This window comes from Burkholderia sp. TSV86 (assembly GCF_001522865.1).
Classification (GTDB): Bacteria; Pseudomonadota; Gammaproteobacteria; order Burkholderiales; family Burkholderiaceae; genus Burkholderia.
In genome coordinates this window covers 90932-112727 of record NZ_LOWB01000103.1, presented here as the reverse complement: position 1 = coordinate 112727, position 21796 = coordinate 90932, and the positions used below count along the sequence as shown (strand labels likewise).

The window sequence follows — 21796 nt, the reverse complement described above, 5'->3', positions numbered from 1 at the left end:
GTTGCCGGACGCATGGGGCGCGACGGCGGCATCGGCGGCATCCGTCCGATGGCTCAGCGTTTTTTTAGCGGCAGCGCAATCACGCGCTTGACGGCCGGCGCCGGGGCCATTCCCACCGGTTCGGGCGGCAGATGGCCCCAGTCGCGATCGGCCGGCGACGCGGCGTCCGCGCGGGTTTGCGCGGTGGCCCCGCGAACCGGGCGGTTCACCCCGTCCGCGCCGGACGACGCGCGGGCTCCGGCGTGCGCCGTGCCGCCCGCTTCAGCGCGGAACCCGGCTCGCGCTGATGGCGGCGGCTCGCTGGCCTGATCGGCGGCGTGCTCGATACGCGCGTCGTCATTTGGTTTGGACGATGCGTCGCGGCCCGCCGGGTTCGATGGCGTTTGGCTGGGCGAATCGCCCGCCGGCGCGCGCCGCGCGGCATGCACCGCCGCGTCGGCAGCCCCCGCCGTATCGGCATCGGGCCGCGTGCGCCGATGGCGCAACACGTCGGCGGCCACGCGCCCGACGTGCGCCGCGTCAACCGACGCCGCGCCTTCGAGCGCGGCCAGCGCCCGCGCGGCGCGCAGCATCACCAGATCGCCGCGCAGCCCGTCGACCGCCGCGTCGATGCACAGCGCGGCGGCGCGCGCATGCGCGGCATCGCTGAATGCAAGCGCCGGCAACGCGTCACGCGCAGCGCGAATCCGCGCGACGAGCGCCGCCTGCGCATCGCGGTACGGCTCCCGGAACGCATGTGCATCGAGATCGAACGCAAGCCGCATCTTGACGATCTGCTGCCGTAGCGCAGCGTCATAACAATTGCCGACTTCGACCATCAGCCCGAAACGGTCGAGCAACTGCGGCCGCAACTCGCCCTCCTCGGGATTCATCGTGCCGACGAGCGCGAAGCGCGCCGGATGGCTGTGCGAGATGCCGTCGCGCTCCACTGTGTTGATGCCGCTTGCGGCGGCATCGAGCAGCGTATCGACGAGCGCGTCCGGCAGCAGATTGATTTCGTCGACATACAGCACGCCGCGATGCGCGCGCGCGATCAGGCCCGGCGCGAAGCGCACCGTGTGATCGGCAAGCGCGCTCGCGAGATCGAGCGAGCCCGTCACCTGTTCGTCGCTGGCCGATAGCGGCAGCGTGACAAAGCGCCCTTCGGGCAGCAGTTCGGCGAGCGCGCGTGCGGCGGTGGATTTGGCCGTGCCGCGCGGGCCGCTGACGAGCACCCCGCCGATGCCCGGATCGACCGCGACGAGCAGCAGCGCCTGCTGCAATGCCTGCTGGCCGATCAGCGCGGCAAACGGATAGGCAGCCGGCAGCGCGGCGGTGTTCTGCGGCGCTGCCGCCGTTCGCGCCGCCGCTGCCGTGCCCGGTTCGGCCGGCCCGCCGCGGGCGCCGCCGTTCAGATCGTTGGTGGTCGCGTCGTTCATTGCCGTGTCCCTTCCAGAAGCTGCTCGCTTGCGAGCAGATAGCTTTCGATCGCGTCGCGGTGCCCGCCCGGCTCCTGCCACAGGCCACGCTGCATCGCCTCGACGAGCCGCTCGCAAATGCCGTGCAGCGCGTGCGGATTGTGCCGCTCGAGGAACGCGCGCGTATCCGGATCGTGCAAATACGCGTCGGCGACGAGTGCGTACTGATGATCGGCGATCACGCGCGCGGTCGCATCGTAGCCGTACAGATAATCGACGGTCGCGGCGATCTCCGCCGCGCCCTTGTAGCCGTGCCGCTTCACGCCGCCGATCCACTTCGGATTGACGACGCGCGCGCGGATCACCCGCGCGATCTCCTCGCGCAGCGTGTTGATCCGTGGCGCGGCCGGGTTGCCGTGGTCGCCGTGATACAGGCTCGGCTGCTGTCCGGACGCGTGCCGCACCGCCACCGCCATGCCGCCGTGAAACTGGTAATAGTCGTTCGAATCGAGAATATCGTGCTCGCGGCTGTCCTGGTTTTGCACGACCGCGTCGATCGCCGCAAGGCGCATTCCGAACGCGTCGTGCGCGGCTTCGCCCGCGCTGTTTTGCGCATATGCATAACCGCCCCACGCATGGTACGCGTGCGCGAGGTCGGCATCCGTCTGCCAGCGGCCGTCGTCGATCAACGTCTGCAGCCCCGCGCCATAGCCGCCCGGCCGCGCGCCGAACACGCGCCAGCCGGCGCGCCGCCGCGCGTCGTCGGCCGGCATGCCGCGCGCCGTGAGCGCCTGCGTATCGCGCAGCACGCGCTCGCGGATCGGGTTGAGTTGCGGCGGCTCGTCGAGGTTCGCGACCGCCTGCACCGCCGCGTCGAACAAATGCATCACGTTTGCGAACGCGTCGCGAAAAAAGCCGGACACGCGCAGCGTCACATCGATCCGCGGCCGGTCGAAGATTTCGATCGGCAGAATCTCGAAATCGGTCACCCGATGGCTGCCCGGCGCCCATTTCGGCCGCACGCCGAGCAGCGCGAGCGCCTGGGCGATATCGTCGCCGCCGGTGCGCATCGTCGCGGTTCCCCATACCGATAGACCGACCGCGCGCGGATAGTCGCCGTGTTCCTGCAGATGCCGCTCGATCAGTTGCTGCGCCGATTTCAAGCCGATCGACCACGCGGCCTGTGTCGGCACCGCGCGGGTATCGACGGCGTAGAAGTTGCGCCCGGTCGGCAACACGTCCGGCCGGCCGCGCGACGGCGAGCCGCTTGGCCCCGGCGGCACGAAACGGCCTTCGAGGCCGCGCCGCAACTGGCGCAGTTCCTCGGCGCCGCACGCATCGAGGCGCGGCAGCAGATCGCGCGCGAGCCGCTCGAGCACCGCGTGCGTGCGCGGCCAATGCGCGGCGACGTAGTCGAGATCGACGCCCGGGCCAACCGGCAAGGCCGCGGCGGCGCCGTCCCGCTCCGGTTCGGCGTGAGCGCTGTCGCCGGCTAGAGCGATCGTCGTATGCTCGGCGCGGCCGGCCGCCCGCCCGCCGCCTGTGCCGCTCATGTGTTGCGCCCGGCTTGCGGCGATCACCGGCTGGCCGTCGCGCCGCGCGCCATCGCACCGCTCGCACACACGCTCGATCAGCGCGCCCGCGAGCTGCTCCAGCCGCTCGCGCGTGTCGCCCGCGTGCCGCCACGGCTCGCCGCTTACCGCGCGAAGCGCGTCGGGCCGCGGCCCGGTCCACGGCTCGGCCCAGTCGGCCGCGAGCGGATCGAAATCGTCGGGCAGCGCGAGATCGCGCGCGAGCGCGCCGATCAACCCGGCGTGCTCGCCGCTGCCGTCGCCCGCCGGAAAGCGCGCGAGCGCGGCGAGCGTATCCCGCCGCTGACGGCCGCGCGGCGAACTGCCGAACGTATGCAGCCCGTCGCGGATCTGCGCTTCCTTCAGCTCGCAAAGCCACGCATCGACACGCGTGAGCAGCGCATCCTCGGCGTCGCGCCCGTCGGGCGGCGCGATGCTGAGCTCCTCGTGCAGCCGGTGCTCGACGATCGTTGCGAGAATCGTTTCGCGCAATACCTTCGCGCGGCGCGCGTCGACCATCAGCGCGTCGTAATACTCGTCGACTTGCCGCTCGAGATCCTGCAGCGGCCCGTAATTCTCCGCGCGGGTAAGCGGCGGCATCAGATGATCGACGATCACGGCTTGCGTGCGCCGCTTCGCCTGGCTGCCCTCGCCCGGATCGTTGACGATGAACGGATACAAGTGCGGCATCGGCCCGAGAATCAGGTCGGGCCAGCACGCGGGCGACAGCGCGACGCTCTTGCCCGGCAGCCATTCGAGATTGCCGTGCTTGCCGAGATGGACGATCGCGTCGATGGCGAAAACGTCGCGCAACCAGAAGTGGAACGCAAGATAGGCGTGCGGCGGCACCAGATCGGCGTCGTGATAGTTCGCGTAATCGTCGCCGCCGCGCGAGCGCGACGGCTGCACGCCGACGAATACGTTGCCCGCGCGCCAGCCCGCGATCGCGAAGCGCCCGCGCCGCAGCGCCGGGTCCGCGTCCGGCGGCCCCCAGCGTTCGTTCAGCGCGTCGCGCAGCGCCGGCGGCAGCGCGGCGAAGCGGCGCAGATAGTCGTCGAGCGCGTAGCTTTGAAACGCCGGGCGCAGCGCGCGCGTGGACGGATCGTTGGTCACGCCCGCGGTGATCCGCGCGAGCAACGCGTCGCCATCTTCGGGCAGCTCGTCGGCCTGCGCGCCGCAAGCGCCGCCGTCGCGGGTATCGGCGATGCGATACCCTTGATCGCGCAGCATCGCGAGCACCGCGAGCGCCGACGCCGGCGTGTCGAGCCCGACGCCGTTGCCGATGCGCCCTTCGCTCGCCGGATAATTCGCGAGAATCAGCGCGATCCGCTTGTCCGCGTTGTCGAGCGTGCGCAGCCGGCACCAGCGGCGGCTCAGCTCGGCGACGAACGCGATCCGCTCATCGTCCGGCTGATAACGGACCACGTCGACCTCGGTATGCGCGCAGCGGTAAGCCAGCCCCTTGAAGCTCACCGCGCGCGTGATGATCCGGCCGTCGACCTCGGGCAGCGCAACGTGCATCGCGATGTCGCGCGCGTGCAGGCCGTGCGGATCGGCCAGCCACGCGTCGCGATTGCCGCCCGACAAGATCACCTGCAGCACGGGCGCGTCGCCGGCGAGCGCCTCGGCCTCGTCGCCGGGCGTGCCCGCGGCGAACGCGGTCGTGTTCAGCACGAGGCAGACGCGCGCGGCATGCACGCCGGCATCGCGCGCATCGGCAACCGGCCCGCCCGCATCGGCCGCATCCGCGCACAACCGCTCGATCACCGCGCGGCTCATCGCATCCTTGAGCGACGTCACCGCGATCGGCAACGGATTGAGCCCTTCGCGCTCGAGCGCGCCGGCGAGCGCGTCGAACACCGCGGTATTGGCCGCCTGCCAGTGCGCCTTGTAGAACAGGATTGCGACCACCGGCGCGCCGTCGCGCCAGCGCGCGCGCCAATCGTCGAGCGTCGCGCTCGCGCGGGCCGGATGATAGAGCGCGGCCGCGGGCAGCGGACGCGGCGGCTCGGGCTCGCTGCCAAAGCCGAGCGCGTGATGCGCGATGCTGCGCAACAGCGCTTCGGCGTTCGCGCTTCCGCCCTCGCGCAGATAACGCCACCACAGCCGGCAAAGATCGGGCGCGACCGTGCTCTTCGCGATCAGATTCGTGTCTTCCTGCAAATCGCCCGAGAACATCGCAAGCTTCATTCCGGTGCGGGCCGCGAGCGCGACCGCCTGCTCGATCCCGTATGGCCAGTACGACTCGCCGCCGAGATGATCGATCACGACGACACGCGCATGCCGCAGCACGTCGTCGATATAGAAATCGACCGATGCGGGCTGGCGCAGAAACGTCACGTTCGCGAGCCGCACACTCGGAAAGCCTTCGGGAAGCATCGGCGCGGCGCTCGCGAGCAGCGACAGCGTCGTGTCGGCCGAGCTGAGAATCACGATGTCGGCCGCACGCTGGTCGATCCGCACGACGCCCGCCGTGTCGTCGACGAAGCCGCCGGGTGTGGTGCGCAGCAAATGCATGGCGCTACTTCGTGCGCGATGCGCTCACGCGGCGCGCACGCGGGCCGCGTGCGCCGCAAGCGTGGCGTCGAATGCGCGCTGCAGCGCCGCCGCGTCGAGATCCTCGCCGATCAGCACGAACCGGCTCGCCCGCGCCTCGTCGTCGCGCCAGCGTCGGTCGAAATAGCTGTCAAAGCGCTGCCCCACCCCCTGCACGACAAGCCGCATCGGTGTATCGGGCAGCGCGGCGAAGCCCTTCACTCGATAGATCGTGTGCGCTTCGACCAGCGCGGCAAGCGCGTCGAGCGCGGCGTCGCGCGAGCCGATCTGCGCATGCACGACAACCGAATCGAATTCGTCATGGTGATGATCGGCGTCGTCGGCCGAGCCGTGGTGGTCGTGCCGCAGATGGATCGTCTCCTCGGACGCCGCGTTCAGGCCGAGCAGCGTCGCGAGATCGAGCTCGCCGCGCTGCGCGCGAACGATCTTCACGTGCGGCGGGATCTCGTCGCGGATCGCCGCGTCGACGCGCGCGAGTTGCGAGTCGTCAAGCAGATCGGTCTTGTTGAGGATCACGAGGTCCGCGGCCGAAAGCTGATCGGCGAACAGTTCGTGAAGCGGCGATTCGTGGTCGAGGTTCGGGTCCGCGCGGCGCTGGGCGTCCACCGCGGCCGGATTTTCCGCGAACTGGCCGCGGGCCGCCGCCGGGCCGTCGACAACCGTCAACACCGCGTCGACCGTAAAGCTGTTCTTGATCGACGGCCAGTTGAACGCCTGCACGAGCGGCTTGGGCAACGCGAGCCCGGACGTTTCGATCAGCACGTGATCGATATCGGCGCGCCGCTCGACGAGCGCCTCCATCACGGGATAAAACTCTTCCTGCACCGTGCAGCACAGGCAGCCGTTCGCAAGCTCGTAGAGCCGGCCGTCGGCTTCGCCGCCCGCTTCGTCGCAGCCGATTGCGCAGCCCTTGAGGATTTCGCCGTCGATGCCGAGTTCGCCGAACTCGTTGACGATCACGACAATCCGGCGGCCGCCCGCGTGTTGCAGGATATGCCGCAGCAAGGTCGTCTTGCCGCTGCCGAGGAAACCCGTGACGATCGTCACGGGAATTTTGCGCATTTGCATGGTCGTTTCCGTCGAGGTATTCGAATATCGTCCGTTGTGCCGCCGCGCCAGCAGGCCGGCCGCGCGGCGCTCAGGCCGAAAGTGTCACGTCGATTTCGTCGTAGCGCTTGAGCCGGTAGACGAGCGCCGATACGGCCCAGCTCACGATGAAGATTCCGATCACGAAATAGCCGAGGATGCCGAAATGCTCGGCCGCCATTGCCGCGAAATCCCACACGCCGCCCTTCAGCTCGAACTTGTCGGCAATCAGCGCGAATGCCTCGATTCCGCCGATCACCACCGCGACCACCACCGATACGAACGTGATCGTCATGTTGTAGTAGATCTTGCGGATGGGCCGCACGAACGCCCAGCGGTACGCGCCCATCATCATGATGCCGTCTGTCGTGTCGATGAGCGTCATCCCGGCGGTGAACAGAATCGGCAGCGCCATCACCGACCAGAACGACAGGCCGCCTTGTGCATGGGTCGCCGAGATGCCGAACAGCGCGATCTCGGTCGCGGTATCGAAACCGAGCCCGAACAGAAAGCCGATTGGATACAGATGCCAGCTTTTCGACACGATCGCGAACAGCGGCCGGAATATGCGCGCGAGAAAACCGCGGCGGTTCAGCAGCAGGTCGAGATCCTGCTCGACGAGCGCCTCGCCGCGCCGGACCGCGCGGAACGTCCGGCACACGGAAATCAGGATCAGCAGGTTCGCGAACGCGAGCACCAGCAGGAAGAACGCCGACACGCTCGTGCCAATCGCGCCGCCCCACGTCTTCATCTCGTCGAAGTGGGACGCAAGCGACGCGGCCGTCGCCGCAACCGCGACGGTCATCACAATCACGATCGTCGAATGGCCGAGCGAGAAGAACAAACCCGCGCCGAGCGGATTTTTCCGCTCGTGCATCAGCTTGCGCGTGACGTTGTCGATCGCGGCAATGTGATCGGCGTCCACCGCGTGGCGCAACCCGAACGTATAGGCGAGCAACGCGGTGCCGAGCAGCGCGGGCTGCCCGCGAAACGCGGCAAGCGCCCAAAGCCACGCGCCGATGTTGAAGGCGATCAGCAGTGCGTAAATGCCGACGATCTTGCTGCGCAGCTCGGCGGGACTGTCGTTGAACAGGCGGAGAAACGGTTTGAGCATGATGCTCCCTTGACGAACGGTCCGGCGCGCCGCCTCCCCGCAGCGCGGATTCCCGGGCACGCGCGCCGCCGCACGGCGCACGCCCCCTGCATCTCGGCCGGTATCCGGGCTGACGAACACGCTGCTTCACCTTCCCGGACGCGACGCATCCAGTGGCCGATCGCACATGCGCTCGCGCATGTGGAGAAGTCAGCGCCGCATCGCTTGCGCAATGCTATCGCTTACCGTTGCGGGGGCAGCACAGGTTGGCGGGCCGTGGCGGCCATGCTCCCTGTTTCCCGTTTAACTGCGCGCAAAAGAACTCGCGCGCGAGCACCAAGACGCGGCGAGTGTAAGGCCCGCGTCCGGAACGCGTCAAGGCGGACAAAAAGCGGAAATGACCGGCGAAACACACGGCGCAAGCACGACGCGCGAGGCCGCATTCGATTCGAACCGGCGGCCAACGGCGCAGGAAGCTTGCCGCTGGCGCGCACCCCGCTGTGCTATCGTATGCGCGCATCGAGCAGAACATCCGCCCGCCAGCGCACCGTGCCCGTCTTACTCAGCATGATTCGATCCGCCTTCCGCCACTGCCACGCTCGCGCCGATCGGTGCCGCGTGCACGCGTGCTGATGCGCGTCGTGCTTGGCATAGGCTGTCGCGCGGGACGCACGGCCGGAACGATCGACACCGCGATTCGCGCGGCGCTCGCGCGCCTGCCCGATGCGCCGGCCGTCGACGTCGTGCTCGTCGCGACGCTCGATGCGAAGGCAAGCGAGCCCGGCCTCGTCGAATGCTGCGCACGGCATGGCTGGCCGCTCGCCGCGTTCTCGCGCGACGAAATCGCCGCGCAACTCGCGCGCGGCCTGAGCCATTCACCACACGCCGCTTGCGGGCCGTCGGCCGAGCGGCGCCTTGGCGCGATCGCCATCGGCGCGGCCGGTTCGGCCGGCGGGCATGCGGTTGCGCTGCGCGATGCGCGCAGCACGCCGTTCGGCGAATTCGGCAAACCGTCCGTCGCCGCGCGCGCGCGCTTCGGCGTAGACGGCGTATGCGAACCTTGCGCGCTGCTGGCCGCGCCCGGCGGCGCGCTCGTCGTGCGCAAGCTCGCGCTCGATGGCGTGACGGTCGCGGTTGCCCGCGTCACCGGCCCGCCCGCCTGCGCGCCATGAGATACGCCGAACGCCAGCCTCGCCGCGCGCCGCTGCCGGCTTCGGCGCATTGCCGGCGGCGCCCGGCCGCTCCAAACTGCTACCCCCCAACCGAATCACAGGACGCCAATCGATGAAAACCGATTCCGAATCGCATCAACGCATGGCCGAGCGCCGCCGCGCGGGTCACGAAAAGAAGCAGGCGGCCGCCACCGTCGAGAAGGGCTTGCTGGTGGTCCATACCGGCAACGGCAAAGGCAAGAGCACCGCCGCGTTCGGCATGGCCGTGCGCATGCTCGGCCACGGAATGCGCATCGGCGTCGTGCAGTTCATCAAGGGCGCGCTGCATACGTCCGAGCGGGATTTTCTCGGCACGCACGCGCAATGCGATTTCGTCACGATGGGCGACGGCTATACGTGGAATACGCAAAACCGCGACGCCGACATCGCGACCGCCCGCCGCGGCTGGGACGAGGCGCGCCGGATGATCGAAAGCGGCGACTACCGGATGGTGATCCTCGACGAGCTCAATACCGTGCTCAAGTATGAATACCTGCCGCTCGACGAAGTGCTCGCGACGCTCGCGGCCCGCACGCCGATGCTGCACGTCGTCGTGACCGGCCGGCACGCGCCCGACGCGCTGATCGACGCGGCCGATCTCGTCACCGAAATGCGGCTCGTCAAGCACCCGTACCGCGAGCAAGGGGTGAAGGCGCAGCGCGGCGTGGAATTCTGAGCCGATGCCCGCCTGCCCCGCGCTATTCATTTCGGCGAGCGCGTCCGGCCAGGGCAAGACCTCGGTGACGGCGGCGCTCGCACGCCATCACTGGCGGCTCGGGCGGCGCGTGCGCGTATTCAAGACCGGGCCGGATTTTCTCGACCCGATGCTGCTCGCGCGCGCGAGCGGCGCACCCGTTTATTCGCTCGATCTCGGCATGGTCGGCGAGCGCGATTGCCGCGCACTGCTCGCGCGCGCCGCACGCGAGGCCGACGTGATTCTGATCGAAGGCGTGATGGGCCTTTACGACGGCACGCCGTCGAGCGCGGACCTCGCGCGGGCGTTTCACGTGCCGGTCGCCGCGGTGATCTCCGCGCAGTCGATCGCGCAGACCTTCGGCGCGATCGCGTTCGGACTCGCGCAATTCCGGCCCGGCGTGCCGTTGCACGGCGTGCTCGCCAATCGCGTCGGCTCCGAGCGCCACGCGGCGTTGCTGCGCGACGCGCTGCCGCAATCGATTCGCTGGCTCGGCCATCTGCCGCGCGATCCGCTGATCGCACTGCCCGAGCGGCACCTCGGCCTGCATCAGCCCGACGATATCGCCGATCTCGAAGCGCGCATCGAACGCGCAGCCGATGCGCTCGCGGCGACGGCGCTCGCGGCGCTGCCGCCTGTCGTCGAGTTCGGCGCGGCGAGCCATGACGTTCGTGGCGATGCCGCTTGCGGAATGGCGGACGTGTTGGATGCGGGCAATCGCGACATATTCGTGCCGGCGCCCGCCGGCGATATCGGCGGTACGCATCCGGCCGCGACAACGGCACTTTTGCCCGCCGATCACGTAACCCGTTCGGCAACCGGCGCCGCCGCGGCAATCAGCGGCCTGCCCGCCAAAGCGGCCCATACCGGCGGCCGTCTCGCCGGCAAGCGGATCGCGATCGCGCGCGACGCGGCGTTTTCGTTCATCTATCCGGCCAATCTCGACGCGCTGCAAGCGCTCGGCGCGCAGCTCGCGTTTTTTTCGCCGCTCGCCGACGAGCCGCTGCCCGACGGCTGCGACGCGCTATATCTGCCGGGCGGCTATCCGGAGCTGCATGCGGCGCGGCTCGCGGCGAACGCGACGACGGCGCGCGCAATCGCCGCGCATGTCGTGGCGGGCAAACCCGTCGTTGCCGAATGCGGCGGGATGCTGTATCTGGGCGAAACGCTCACCGATGCCGACGGTGTGGCAACGCCGATGCTCGGCCTGATCCCCGGCGCGGCGTCGATGCAACGCCGCTTCGCCGGCCTGGGCATGCAGACGCTTGCCACCCGCTTCGGCGCGCTGACGGGGCACACGTTTCATTACTCGCGTTTCGTCACGCCGCTCGCGCCCAGCCTCGGCGCGACGCGGCCCGACGACGGCGCACCGGGCGAAGCCGTCTATCGGCACGGCCCGATCGTCGCGACGTATCTGCATGCTTACTGGCCGTCGAATCCGCAGGCAACCGCGGCGCTGTTCAGCGGCGATCCGCTGTGACGGGGATCGCCGCGCTCGCCCAGGCGCCGCATTCGCTGAAATCCGAGTTTGCACTATCACGTGACGCTCACGACTGAGGCTGCGTCGCGACGGCTTGGCATCGGCGCGTTCGCGCTGGTCGTTGCGGCACCGATCCGTTGGCTGGCATGACTCGCATGCGCATGGCGGCCAACATCGGCGGCGCTGGCGCCGGCAAAGCCGGAATGGGCGCGGCAATCTGAACGATCGGAACGGCACGCGCTGACCGTCGAGCTGATTCCGACTCAGCCGAGGCGGCCGCTTCGATCTCAACCGTCAACGCAATGGCAATCTCCCGCGTCGATGCGGCCCGTCGCACCGAAGGTGCTCGCATCAAAAACCACTGCATCAAAAACCACTGCGTCGAAGGCCGCTGCGTCGAAGAACGCAACATCGCGGACCATCGCATCGATGCCACGCCAGCAGGGAACCGCGCATGGCTGCATTCCCGCGCAAGTGCGCCACAACACCGCTCCGCTGCCCATGCCATCCGCCGGCGCAGCCTCAAACGACACGGCGGCAGCGCACGGCGTTCGCGCCGAAAAACCCGGCGAGCGACATCGACTGGCGAGCCGATCTCCACGCGGTCGGCTTGCCCCGGCGGGTCGCGCCAAGTGTCGTGGCAGCCGATCGAACTGTCCGCTTGGCGCCGGCCGGCGCACTCGCGCTTGCCGCGCGGGCACCGCCCGACGAAAACACCCGGCATGCGCTCGCCAGTGAATCGTGCATGCGCACCGCCGCCAGCCTTATTGCATCAACTCACGCTGACGTCGAGCCCCGCCATCATCGCCAACCCTTCATGCAGCGCCGGAAACAGACTCCGGTTGAAGTTGTTCCAGCGCAACTCGAGAATCGTGTCGCGCTCGTCGATTTCGGTGTTCAGCACGTCATGAATCACTTCGCCCGAATCGATGCCGTTGTCGACATAGTGAAACGACGCGCCCGTCATCCTGACCGGCTCGACCGGCACGCTCTCCATCGTCTGCCAATCGACCACCTTGCGCCCGCGCGCGCCGTATAGCGCATCGAGCGTCGCATATGCACCGCGCCGCTCGTAGGGCGAATCCGCGCGCGTGATGCCCGGATGGATATTGACGACCCGCCGGCAATACGGCGCGCCTGGACGCACCAGTTCGTCGAGAATCACGAGCAGCCCGTCGAGCACGACGAGATCCGCGCCGAGCCCGTCGAGCGTCTCGCGCAGGCGCGCTTCGAATGCGCGCTTGCCGGCCGGCCGCGCGGGTGAATCCGACGGCTCGCGCCGGTATTCGGACGCAATCGCAAGCAGCAGATCGTTGACGGGCCGCCCCTGCACGCGCAGCTCGGGCGGATAGAACCAGCGCTTGCCCGGCTCGTATGCGAAGCCGTATTCGGCAAGCTTCTCGCGATCGCGCGGCGAGTTCGCATCGTCGTCGTAGATCACGCGTTCGAGCGAATATACGTCACCGAGCGCGGTGTCGTTGAGCGCCTCGACAAGCGATTCGAGCACCGATTTCATGTAGCGCTTGCCGCCCTTGTAGTCGATCTGTTGGCCGGCCTTGTCGGCGGCGGCGTTTCGCAGCGACCAAATGTAGACGAGTTTTTTCTTTGCCATTGCAACGTTGTCCTGTGGTTGGCGCGGCGTGCCGCCGCGCCGCGGGTCGGGATGAAAAAGCAGGATGAAGATTCGGCAGGCGGTTCGCGCGCCGCGCCGCGCTCACCAGTTGTATTTCGCCGACGCCATCACGGTGCGCTGATTGCCGTACATGCACACCGAATACGACTGGCAGCCGCTCACGTAGCGCCGGTTGAACAAATTCGTCGCGTTGAGCGCGAAACGCCAGTTGCGCAGCTCGTAATGCAGCGCCGCATCGAACAGCGTGTAGCTCGGCACCGATATCGAGTTGTCCGCCGCGCCCGCGGCCGCGCTTTGATAGCGCACGCCCGCGCCGACGCCGAAGCCCGTGAGCGGCCCATTGCGCCACGTCCAGTCAGCCCACAGCGACGCCATCTGGCGTGGCCGCGGCACGTCGGTCGGCCACATGTTCAGCGTGTTGTCGGTCGCCTTCACGTTCTTCACGTCCTGGTACACATACGCGGCGATCAACGACAGCTCGCGCGTCAGATTGCCGACCGCGCTGAACTCGATGCCGCGCGAACGCACCTCGCCCGCCTGGATCACCGTGCTGCTGGTCGGGTCGTTCGGATTGCTCATCGCCACGTTGGTCTGGTTGATCTGATACACCGCCGCGTTGAGCATCAGATTCTTGCCGGGCGGCTGCCAGCGCAGGCCGGCCTCGATCTGGCGCCCCTTCGTCGGCGTCGCGAGCCCGCCTTGCATCAGCTTCAGGCCGATCTGCGGATTGAACGACGTGGCATAGCTGATATACGGCGACAGCCCGTAATCGCCGAGGTACGTCAGGCCGACGCGAGCGCTGAACGCATGGTCGTTCTGCTTGAAGCTCGCCGCATTCGCGATGTCGTCCTGCGTGGTGCGGGTCCAGTCCTGCCGGCCGCCGAGCGTCAGCACCCAGCGCTGCCACTTGATCTGATCCTGCGCGTAGAGGCCGAACGCGTTCAGCGTGGTGTGCGTATCGGTGCGCGGATACGCATCTGGCCCGCCGAAAATGCCGGTCGTGACCGGCGCGTAGACCGGGCGGTACATGTTCAGGCTCGGCGCCTTCGCGAGCCATTCGCTGTCGGTGGTGGTCTGCCGGTTGTAGTCGAAGCCGAACAGCAGCGTGTGCGCAAGCGGGCCGGTCGTGAATTTCGCCTGTGCCTGATTGTCGATGTCGAAGCGGCTGTAGTTGAACTGGAACACGCCCGCGTAGCGGGTCATCGACGCCATCGTCGGATCGGCATCGTCGATCCCGCCGCCGTACACCGACGCATCGTCGAGCGACAGATGCATCCAGCGCACGTTCTGCCGGAATGTCCACACCGGGTTGAGCTTGTGCTCGAACTGATAGCCGATCGACCATTGCTTCTTGCGGTAATGATCGAAGTTCGCATCGGCCGTATACAGATCGCGCGAGATCGTGCCGTTCGGGTTCGGCAGCACCGTGCCCTGGGCCGGCAGGAAGTTGCTCGACGTGTCGCCCCAGTCTTGCAGATAGGTCGCCGACAGCGTGAGCGACGTGTTCGCGTTCGGCTTCCACTTGAGCGACGGCGCGAGCGACACGCGCTGATCGGCGAGCGGGCCCGTCTGCGCGTTGCCGTCGCGGCCGACGCCGACGACCCGGTACGACAGCGTGCCGTCGTTGCCGATCTTGTCGCCCACGTCGAACATCAATTGCTTGCGCGCGTAGTTGCCGATCTGCACGCCGACTTCGCGGATGCGCTCGCCGTTCGCGAGCTTGCTCTGCACGTCGACGGTCGCGCCCGGATCGCCCTGCCCGTACAGCACCGAGGTCGGCCCGCGCAGCACGGCGATGCTGTCGATCATGTACGGATCGACGCGCCAGCTCGACAGGTTGATGGTGTTCGGCACCTGCAGCCCGTCGACGAACACGGTCGGCGTGAAGCCGCGCAGCGCCGAGTACCAGTCGGAGCGGTTGTCCGATCCGTAGCTCGAGAAGCCGGGGATGTAGCGAAACGCCTGGTTGATGTCGGTCGCGCCCGTGGCCTCGATCTGCTGCGCGGTGACGACGTTGATCGTCTGCGGAATCTCGACGATCGGCGTATCCGTTTTCGTGCCGCTCGTGCTGCGCCGCGCGACGAGGCCGACGACCGCGTCATGCTGCTTGCTCGCGCTCACCGAAATCGCGGGCAACGTGCCGCCCGCCGCGGTGGCCTGGTCCGCGTGGTTGCCTGGCTGCCGCGCCGCCGCGCCCGGCTGAGCCGCCTGCGCGTGCGCATGACTCGCGCCCGCCGCATAAAACGCCACGCCCGCCGCGGCCGCGATCGCACGCATGCGCGTGCTGGTTGCCCACTCCATCTTCCGTTGCTCCATGTTGCAAAGCGGCCTGCCGGCCGCGCTTCGTCAAAGAGCGATTGCCATCCGGCCGTCGCTCACCCCGTTGTCGTGTCTTGTATCGTGTCGTGGCCGCGCGTGGCCTTCGGCCCGCGCGGCGGGCGCGCGCCCGGCGAGCGACGCGGCGATTTCGTCGGCGCGCCGCGCGAGCACCGACAGCAGCGTGTCGGACAGCCCGTGGCTATCCTCGCAGCACCCTTGCAGATAGATGCGCGGCTTGAAGTGCGCGGGCGTCGCGAGCCGGTAGTCGCGCGCGACGCCCGCCGCGAGCGCGTCGCCCAGGTGCGGCGCGAGCGAATCGAGCAGCGCGGCGTGCGCATCGCGCCGGTAGCCGGTCGCCACCACCAGCGCGTCGAACCGCTCGATGCGCGCGTCGCCCGTCAGCTGGTCGCGCAGCACAAGCTCGATCTGCCCGTTCGCCGCACGCTCGGCCGACTCGATCGCGGCATTCGCGAGCAGATGGTGGCGCGCCGCGCCGCCTACGCGCTGCAAATAAAGCATTTCGTAGATCTGCTCGATGAGCGGCCGGTCGACCACCGCGTAATTGGTATCGCGAAAGCGCTCGAGCAATACGCGCCGGCCGCTCGCCGGCTGCGCGTAGACGACGTCGGTGAACGCCGGATCGAAGATCTCGTTGACGAACGGGCTGTCGTCGGCCGGCTTCAGCGCGCCCGAGCGGATCACGAGGCTCGCGTCGACATGCGCGAAGCGGCGCGCGAGATCGACGAACACCTCGGCCGCGCTCTGCCCCGCGCCGATCACGGCAACCCGCACGGCCGCGCCGGGCGTTTGCGCGCCCACGATCCGCTCGATCGACGTCAGATAATTCGACGAATGGATGACACGTTCGGTGCCAAGCTTCGCGAGCACATCGGGCACGTTCGGCGCGCCGCCGACGCCGATCGACAGCGCGCGCGCGACGCGCTGCCGCTCGCGCCCTTCGCGATCGCGCGACAACACGCGCAGCGCTTCGATCACGCCGCTCGCGTCGCGCGCCGCGACGGGCTCGACGGCCGTGACGGTCTCGCCATAATGGACGCGATCGTCGAAGGCGTTCGCCACCCAGCGCAGGTAGTCATGAAACTCGGTGCGGGTCGGATAGAAGTTCTTCAGATTGATGAATTCGTTCAGCCGGCCGTGTTCGTACAGGTAGTTGATGAACGTGTAGCGGCTTGTCGGATCGCGCAGCGTGACGAGATCCTTCAAAAACGAGATCTGCATCCGGCAGTCGTCGAGCAGCATGCCGCGATGCCAGCCGAATTCGGGCTGCCGCTCGATGTAGCAATGCGCGAACGGCGTGGCGTGGTCCGCTTCCGCAAGGCGCACGGCAAGCGAGAGGTTCGACGGTCCGAAGCCGACGCCGATCAGGTCGAATACGGTATCTCTGTGCATGTCTCAGGTTCCCTTGGCAAGGTGGCCGGCACGCCCGATGCGCCGGCAGGAAAAAATACGGCGCGTGCCGCGCGGGCGGCTCGTGCGCACTGGGTAGGAAAGGCGGCGCTCAGTCAGCATCGCGTGCGTCGGCCGTCGGTTGCATCGTGGGTTGATAGGCCGATTGGTCCGCCGGTTGGTCCCTCGATTGATCCGCCGGCCGGGCGGCGGGCCGAGCCGCCGGCGCCGCTTGCGACGCGCTCGCGATACGCGCGCCGAGCGCGGCGAAACTCGGCGCGGCGAACACGTCGGCGATCGATGCGGGCCAACCCGCCGCGCATGCCGCGTCGACGAAACGCACGATGTCGAACGACGTCGCGCCGGCTTCGAACAGATCGTCGTTCAGCGCGGGCGCGGTATGCCCGAAACAGGCGCGCCACACGTCGGCGAGCGCCTGCGCGGCGTGCCGGGCGGCATGCGCATGCGCGCCGTCGTGCGGCCGCGGCGTGACGGCAAGCGGATCGTGCGCGGCGAGCGCGAAGCGCGCGCCGGATGCGCCGAACGCGTGCTGCGGCGCATCGACGAAGTACTGCACGACATCGAGATAATCGGCCGCGAGCGCGGCGACGAATGCGTCGTCGACGCGCTCTTTCGCATACGAGAACGCGCCCGTCACGCGGCCGTCCGGATGTTCGACGATATCGAGTTCCAGCTCGAACACGACGTGATGCCGCACATCGTTGAACGCGTCGATCGCGAGTCCCGCCCAATCGCGCGCGGCCGTGCCCGCCGGGCGCAGGTAGTTGAACATCACCTGAAACAGCGGATTGCCGTTGACCGCGCGCGGTGCGCGCAACGCGGCGACGACGTCGGCGAACGGCGCGTCCGCGTGCGCATACGCGGCGAGCGCCGCGTCGCGCACCGTGGCGACAAGCGTGGCCGGGGTATCGGTGCCCGACAGCCGCGTGCGCACGACCACCGCGTTGATGAACAGCCCGAGCGCGCGCTCGGCGGCTTGGCCGGTCGGCTCGCGCGTCGACGCGAGCACGCCGACCGGCTGGTCGGTCGCGCCGGTCGCGCGGTAGAACGCCGCGTTGAGCGCCGCGTGCAGCAGCATCGGCAGCGTCGCGTGCGCATCGAGCGCCATCTCTCGCGCGCGCTGCACGAGCGCGCCGTCAAGCTCGAACGCGATGCGCCCCGCGTCCCAGCGCGGCATGGCGGCGCGCCCCGTGCGCGGCGGCGGCAGCGTGTGCGACGGCACGCCCGCGAGCGCATCACGCCAGAACGGCAGATGAGCGTGCGGCGCGGCATACGGCAGCACGGGAACGTCGCGCGCGCGGGACGGCCCGCTCGGTTCGCCGGGCGCGGAGCCGTCAAGCGGCGCACCCGTCACCCGCGCGACGTAGGCGGCGCGCACGTCGTCGAGCCACAGATCGATCGACTGGCCGTCCGACACGATGTGATGGACGGCCAGCGACAGCACGTGATCGTGCGCGCCGAGCCGGATCACCCGCGCGCGCCATAGCGGCGCGTCGGCGGCCAGATCGAATGGCGTGAGCGCGTCGTCGTCGGTCAGCGCCACGGCGGCGGCCAGCCGGGCATCGCCATCGGCTGGCGCGATGACGCTGGCATCGGCGCATGCGCTGTCGGCGGGCGCGGCCTGCGCCGTCAGATCGACCACGGACCATGTGAAGGACTGCATCGGCACGATCCGCTGCCCCGGCGTGCCGTCGGCCCGCTCGACGATGCGCGTGCGCAGTGCCGGATGACGGGCCGCCGCGCGCGCGAACGCGTCAGCGAGCGCGTCCACGTCGAGCGGGCCGCGCAGCCGCAGCGCGACAGGAATGTTGTACGCGGAGCTGTCCGGCTGCGAGCGCCACAGGAACCACAGCCCGCGCTGCGCGGCCGATAGCGGCAACGCGCCGCTCGCGTCCAGCGCATACGGATCGGGCCGGGCATGGGGCCCGGCGCCGGGCGCGGGCTGCGCGGGCGCGGCGCTTGCCACGCATTGCGCATACGCGGCGAGCACCGGCGCCTCGAACAGCGTGCGTACCGGCACGTCGCGCGCGAGCCGCTCTGCAACGCGCGTCGCCACCCGCACCGCGGCAAGCGAATGGCCGCCCAGCTCGAAGAAATGATCGGCACGGCCGATACGCTCAACGCCCAGCACCTCGCGCCAAATATCGGCGAGCGCCGCTTCGTCGCCATGCTGCGGCGGTTCGTATGCGCGGGCCGTATGCGCGGGCGGCGGCAGCGCCGCACGGTCGACCTTGCTGTTCGCATTGCGCGGCAGCACGTCGAGCACGACGATATGCGCGGGCACCATGTAGTCGGGCAGCGTGCGGCGCAGATGCGCATCGAGTTCGGCCGCGTCGGCGCGGCGGGCCCGCTCTCGCGCGTCGCTCGTCAGTTCGACATAGGCGACCAGCCGCGCGTGCGCGCTGTTGCCGAACACCACCGCGACCGCCTCGCGCACGTCGTCATGCGCGGCAAGCTGCGCCTCGATCTCGCCGAGTTCGATCCGTAATCCGCGCAGCTTGACCTGATGATCGATACGGCCGATGAAGTCGAACACGCCGTCCGCGCGGCGGCGCACCAGATCGCCCGTCCGATAGAGCCGCGCGCCCGGCGCGCCGTAAGGGTCGGGCACGAAGCGCTCAGCGGTAAGCGCCGGGCGCACCAGATAGCCGCGCGCCACGCCGATCCCCTCGCCGCCCAGGTAAAGCTCGCCGGTCACGCCGACTGGCAGCGGATTCAAGCGCGCGTCGAGCACGTGCGCGGTGCGTGCGCCGACCAGCGTGCCGATCGGCAGATACGCGGCATCCGCAAGCCGGGCCGGATCGTCCCCGGGCGCAAACATCCAGAGCATTGGCGTGATGACAGTCTCGGTCGGCCCGTAGCCGTTGACCACGCGCGCGTTCGGAAACGCGCGGCGCATCAGCGCGAACGCCTCGCGCGACGTCGCCTCGCCGCCGACCGTGATCGAGCGCAGCGTCGGCGGCGCGCCATGCTCGAGCGCCCACTCGGCAAGCTGCGTCGCGCAGCCGGGCGGCACATAGGTCATCGTCACGCCGTCGCGGGCGATCAGCGCGCAGGTGCGCGCGGGCGGCCATAGCGTGTCGGCCGTCACGGTGACCGCCGCGCCCGACATATATTGCGAGAGCCACCCTTCGTGCGCGCCGTCGAAATTCACCGACTGAAACAGCAGGAACACGTCGCGCCCGGTCACGCCATAGCGCGCGGCAATCGCGTCGCAATGGCGCGCGAATGCGCCGTGATCGACGACAACGCCCTTCGGCTTGCCCGTCGACCCCGACGTGTAGATCACATACGCCGCTTGATGCGGCGACACGTCCGGCAGCGTGACGGCGTCGATCTCGGCGTCGGGAACCGGTTCGTCGACGAACCACGCGTGCGTGGCGCCGGTCAACGGCAGCGCATCGACGCTGCCGCGCTCGGTGAGCACATGCTCGATGCGCGCGTCGTCGAGCATCTGCGCGAGGCGCTCGCGCGGATGGCCCGGATCGAGCGGCACGAACGCGCCGCCCGACTTGAGCGCGGCGATCAGCGCGATCAGCAGATCGACGGAACGCGACAGCGCGATGCCGACGCGCGTCTCCGCGCGCACGCCCGCCGCGACGAGCCGCCGCGCAAGCCGCGTCGCACGTTGTTCGACCTCGCCGCGCGTCAGCACGCGCTCGAGATCGGCGATGCCGCGCGCGTCGGGCCGGATGCGCGCCTGCTCGGCAATCCGGTCGTGGACCGCGATGAACGCTCGCGGCCCGGTGCGGCCCGTGGAGCTGGCGCGGCGGGCGTCGATGCCGGCGGCATCGCCCGCGCCGTCGCGCCGCTCGCCGTTCCAAGCGGCCAGTTCGCGACGCTCCCAGGCCGGCAGCCATTGAAGATCGCCGATTGCCGTGCCCGGCGCATCGGCCGCGTGGGCAAGCAGCTCGCTATAGCGTGCGGCAAGCCGCGCGATCGCATCGGCATCGAGGATATCGGTCGCATAGATGAAGCGCGCATCGAATCCGCCGTCGTCGCGCTCGTCGATGCTGAGCGTCAGGTCGAATTTCGCATAGGGCATCCCGGACGGCAGCTCGGTCACGCGCACGCCGGCGAACGACGGCAGCGTGCGCCGCGCGCCATACGCGGCCATCACTTGAAACAGCGGATGATGGCTCGCGCTGCGCGCGACGCCAAGCGCGTCGACGACCTGGTCGAACGGCACGTCCTGATGCGATTGCGCATCGACGAGCGCACGCTGCGTCGCGTCGACGAGCGCGTCGAACGCGAGCGTCGCGGGCGTCTTGGCCGCCAGCGTCAGCGTATTGACGAAAAAGCCGACGAGGCCCGCGGTTTCGCTGCGCTCGCGGTTCGCCGCCGGCACCCCGATCCGGATCTCCGGCTCGCCGCACGCGCGGGCGAGCAGCGTCGCGAGCGCGGCAAGCAACACCGCGAACGGCGTGGCGCGGCGTGCGCGGGCCAGCGCGCGCAGCCGTGCAGCGAGCGCGGGCGGAATATCGAACGCATGGCGCGCGCCGCGCGCGCTGCGCCGCGCGGGCCGCGTGGCCGCGCCGGGCAGCGGCAACGCGTCGCGGCTCGTGTCGAGCATCGCGCGCCAGTACGCGAGCTGGCGCTCGCGCTCGCCCGCATCGAGCCAGCGGCGCTGCCAAAGTGCGTAATCGGCGTATTGGATCGGCAGCGGCGCGAGCGACACGGCCGCGCCGGTCGCATACGACTGATAGAACGACGCCAGCTCCGCGAGCATCACGTCGGCCGACCAGCCGTCCGACGCGATGTGATGCGTCGTCAGCACGAGCCAGTGCGTGCGGGCGTCGAGCCGGATCAGATGCGCGCGCACGAGCGGGCCGTGCGCGAGATCGAACGGCTCGGCCTCGTCGCGCGCGGCAACGGCCGATGCGCGCGCATCGCGCGGCGCCCCGGCCGCGTCCGCGTCCGTGTCCGACAGATCGGTGAAGCGCCACGGGCAGCGCATCGGCGCGCGTACCGTCTGCAGCACGCCGTCGCCGTCCTCGGTGAATACCGTGCGCAGCGCCTCGTGACGCGCGATCAGCGCGTCGCACGAGCGGCGCAGCGCATCCGCGTCGAGCGCGCCATCGAGCCGCAGCCGCTCGGTGATGTGATACGCGGCCGGCTCGTCGAGCAGGCGCGTGTGCAGCCAAAGACGCGTTTGCGCGAACGAAGCCGGCACGCTCGCCGTGCGCTCGCCGCGCGGCGCGATCGGCAGCATCCGGAAATCGATTCCCGCGTCGCCGAGCTTCGCGAGGAACTGCTTGCGCTGCGCATCGGGCAGCCGCGCGAAGCGCTCGGCAAGCGACAACAGATCGAAAGAAGCGCTCATGCGGA

Annotated in this window: 12 protein-coding genes and 1 riboswitch; of the genes, 3 read left to right on the top strand and 9 right to left on the bottom strand. The window is 69.4% G+C overall.

Annotated features, from left to right (window positions below; genetic code table 11):
• Positions 1-53: 53 nt before the first annotated feature.
• From WS68_RS17765 to WS68_RS17750, 4 genes are all read right to left on the bottom strand, one after another.
• Positions 54-1307: an ATP-binding protein gene (locus tag WS68_RS17765; protein ID WP_059572082.1), complete on the bottom strand. Its 1254-nt coding sequence runs from the start codon at positions 1305-1307 to the stop codon at positions 54-56.
• A gap of 107 nt (positions 1308-1414) precedes the next feature.
• Positions 1415-5485 (bottom strand): cobaltochelatase subunit CobN, encoded by a 4071-nt coding sequence (gene cobN / locus WS68_RS17760; protein ID WP_059572034.1) that lies wholly within the window; start codon positions 5483-5485, stop codon positions 1415-1417.
• 24 nt (positions 5486-5509) lie between these two features.
• Positions 5510-6592, bottom strand: a complete 1083-nt coding sequence (gene cobW, locus WS68_RS17755; protein WP_059572033.1) for a cobalamin biosynthesis protein CobW — start codon at positions 6590-6592, stop codon at positions 5510-5512.
• A 70-nt stretch (positions 6593-6662) separates the two neighbouring features.
• On the bottom strand, positions 6663-7724 hold the full coding sequence (locus WS68_RS17750) for a HoxN/HupN/NixA family nickel/cobalt transporter (RefSeq protein ID WP_059572081.1): 1062 nt from the start codon (positions 7722-7724) through the stop codon (positions 6663-6665).
• 78 nt (positions 7725-7802) lie between these two features.
• A riboswitch (cobalamin riboswitch) is annotated at positions 7803-8059 on the bottom strand.
• A gap of 273 nt (positions 8060-8332) precedes the next feature.
• Here WS68_RS17750 and WS68_RS17745 point away from each other — a divergent pair.
• The 3 genes from WS68_RS17745 to WS68_RS17735 all read left to right on the top strand — a co-directional run bounded on the left by WS68_RS17745 (position 8333) and on the right by WS68_RS17735 (position 11088).
• Positions 8333-8875: a cobalamin biosynthesis protein gene (locus WS68_RS17745; RefSeq protein WP_059572080.1), complete on the top strand. Its 543-nt coding sequence runs from the start codon at positions 8333-8335 to the stop codon at positions 8873-8875.
• Positions 8876-8987: 112 nt separating this feature from the next.
• Entirely contained in the window at positions 8988-9590 is a 603-nt protein-coding gene (cobO, locus tag WS68_RS17740) for a cob(I)yrinic acid a,c-diamide adenosyltransferase (RefSeq protein ID WP_059572032.1), read from the top strand.
• A gap of 4 nt (positions 9591-9594) precedes the next feature.
• Entirely contained in the window at positions 9595-11088 is a 1494-nt protein-coding gene (locus WS68_RS17735) for a cobyrinate a,c-diamide synthase (RefSeq protein WP_059572031.1), read from the top strand.
• A 287-nt stretch (positions 11089-11375) separates the two neighbouring features.
• Here WS68_RS17735 and WS68_RS17730 read toward each other — a convergent pair whose 3' ends face one another.
• The 5 genes from WS68_RS17730 to WS68_RS17710 all read right to left on the bottom strand — a co-directional run bounded on the left by WS68_RS17730 (position 11376) and on the right by WS68_RS17710 (position 21791).
• A complete protein-coding gene (locus WS68_RS17730; RefSeq protein WP_059572030.1) occupies positions 11376-11591 on the bottom strand; it encodes a hypothetical protein in 216 nt (71 codons plus the stop codon).
• A 269-nt stretch (positions 11592-11860) separates the two neighbouring features.
• A complete protein-coding gene (locus tag WS68_RS17725) occupies positions 11861-12700 on the bottom strand; it encodes a N(5)-hydroxyornithine transformylase PvdF (protein ID WP_059572029.1) in 840 nt (279 codons plus the stop codon).
• 102 nt (positions 12701-12802) lie between these two features.
• The gene (locus WS68_RS17720; RefSeq protein ID WP_059572079.1) at positions 12803-15022 is read right to left on the bottom strand and encodes a TonB-dependent siderophore receptor; all 2220 of its coding nucleotides are present in this window, start codon (positions 15020-15022) and stop codon (positions 12803-12805) included.
• Positions 15023-15067: 45 nt separating this feature from the next.
• A complete protein-coding gene (locus WS68_RS17715; RefSeq protein WP_059572028.1) occupies positions 15068-16450 on the bottom strand; it encodes a lysine N(6)-hydroxylase/L-ornithine N(5)-oxygenase family protein in 1383 nt (460 codons plus the stop codon).
• Between the two features lie 109 nt (positions 16451-16559).
• Entirely contained in the window at positions 16560-21791 is a 5232-nt protein-coding gene (locus tag WS68_RS17710; protein ID WP_082710122.1) for a non-ribosomal peptide synthetase, read from the bottom strand.
• Between the last annotated feature and the right edge of the window lie 5 nt (positions 21792-21796).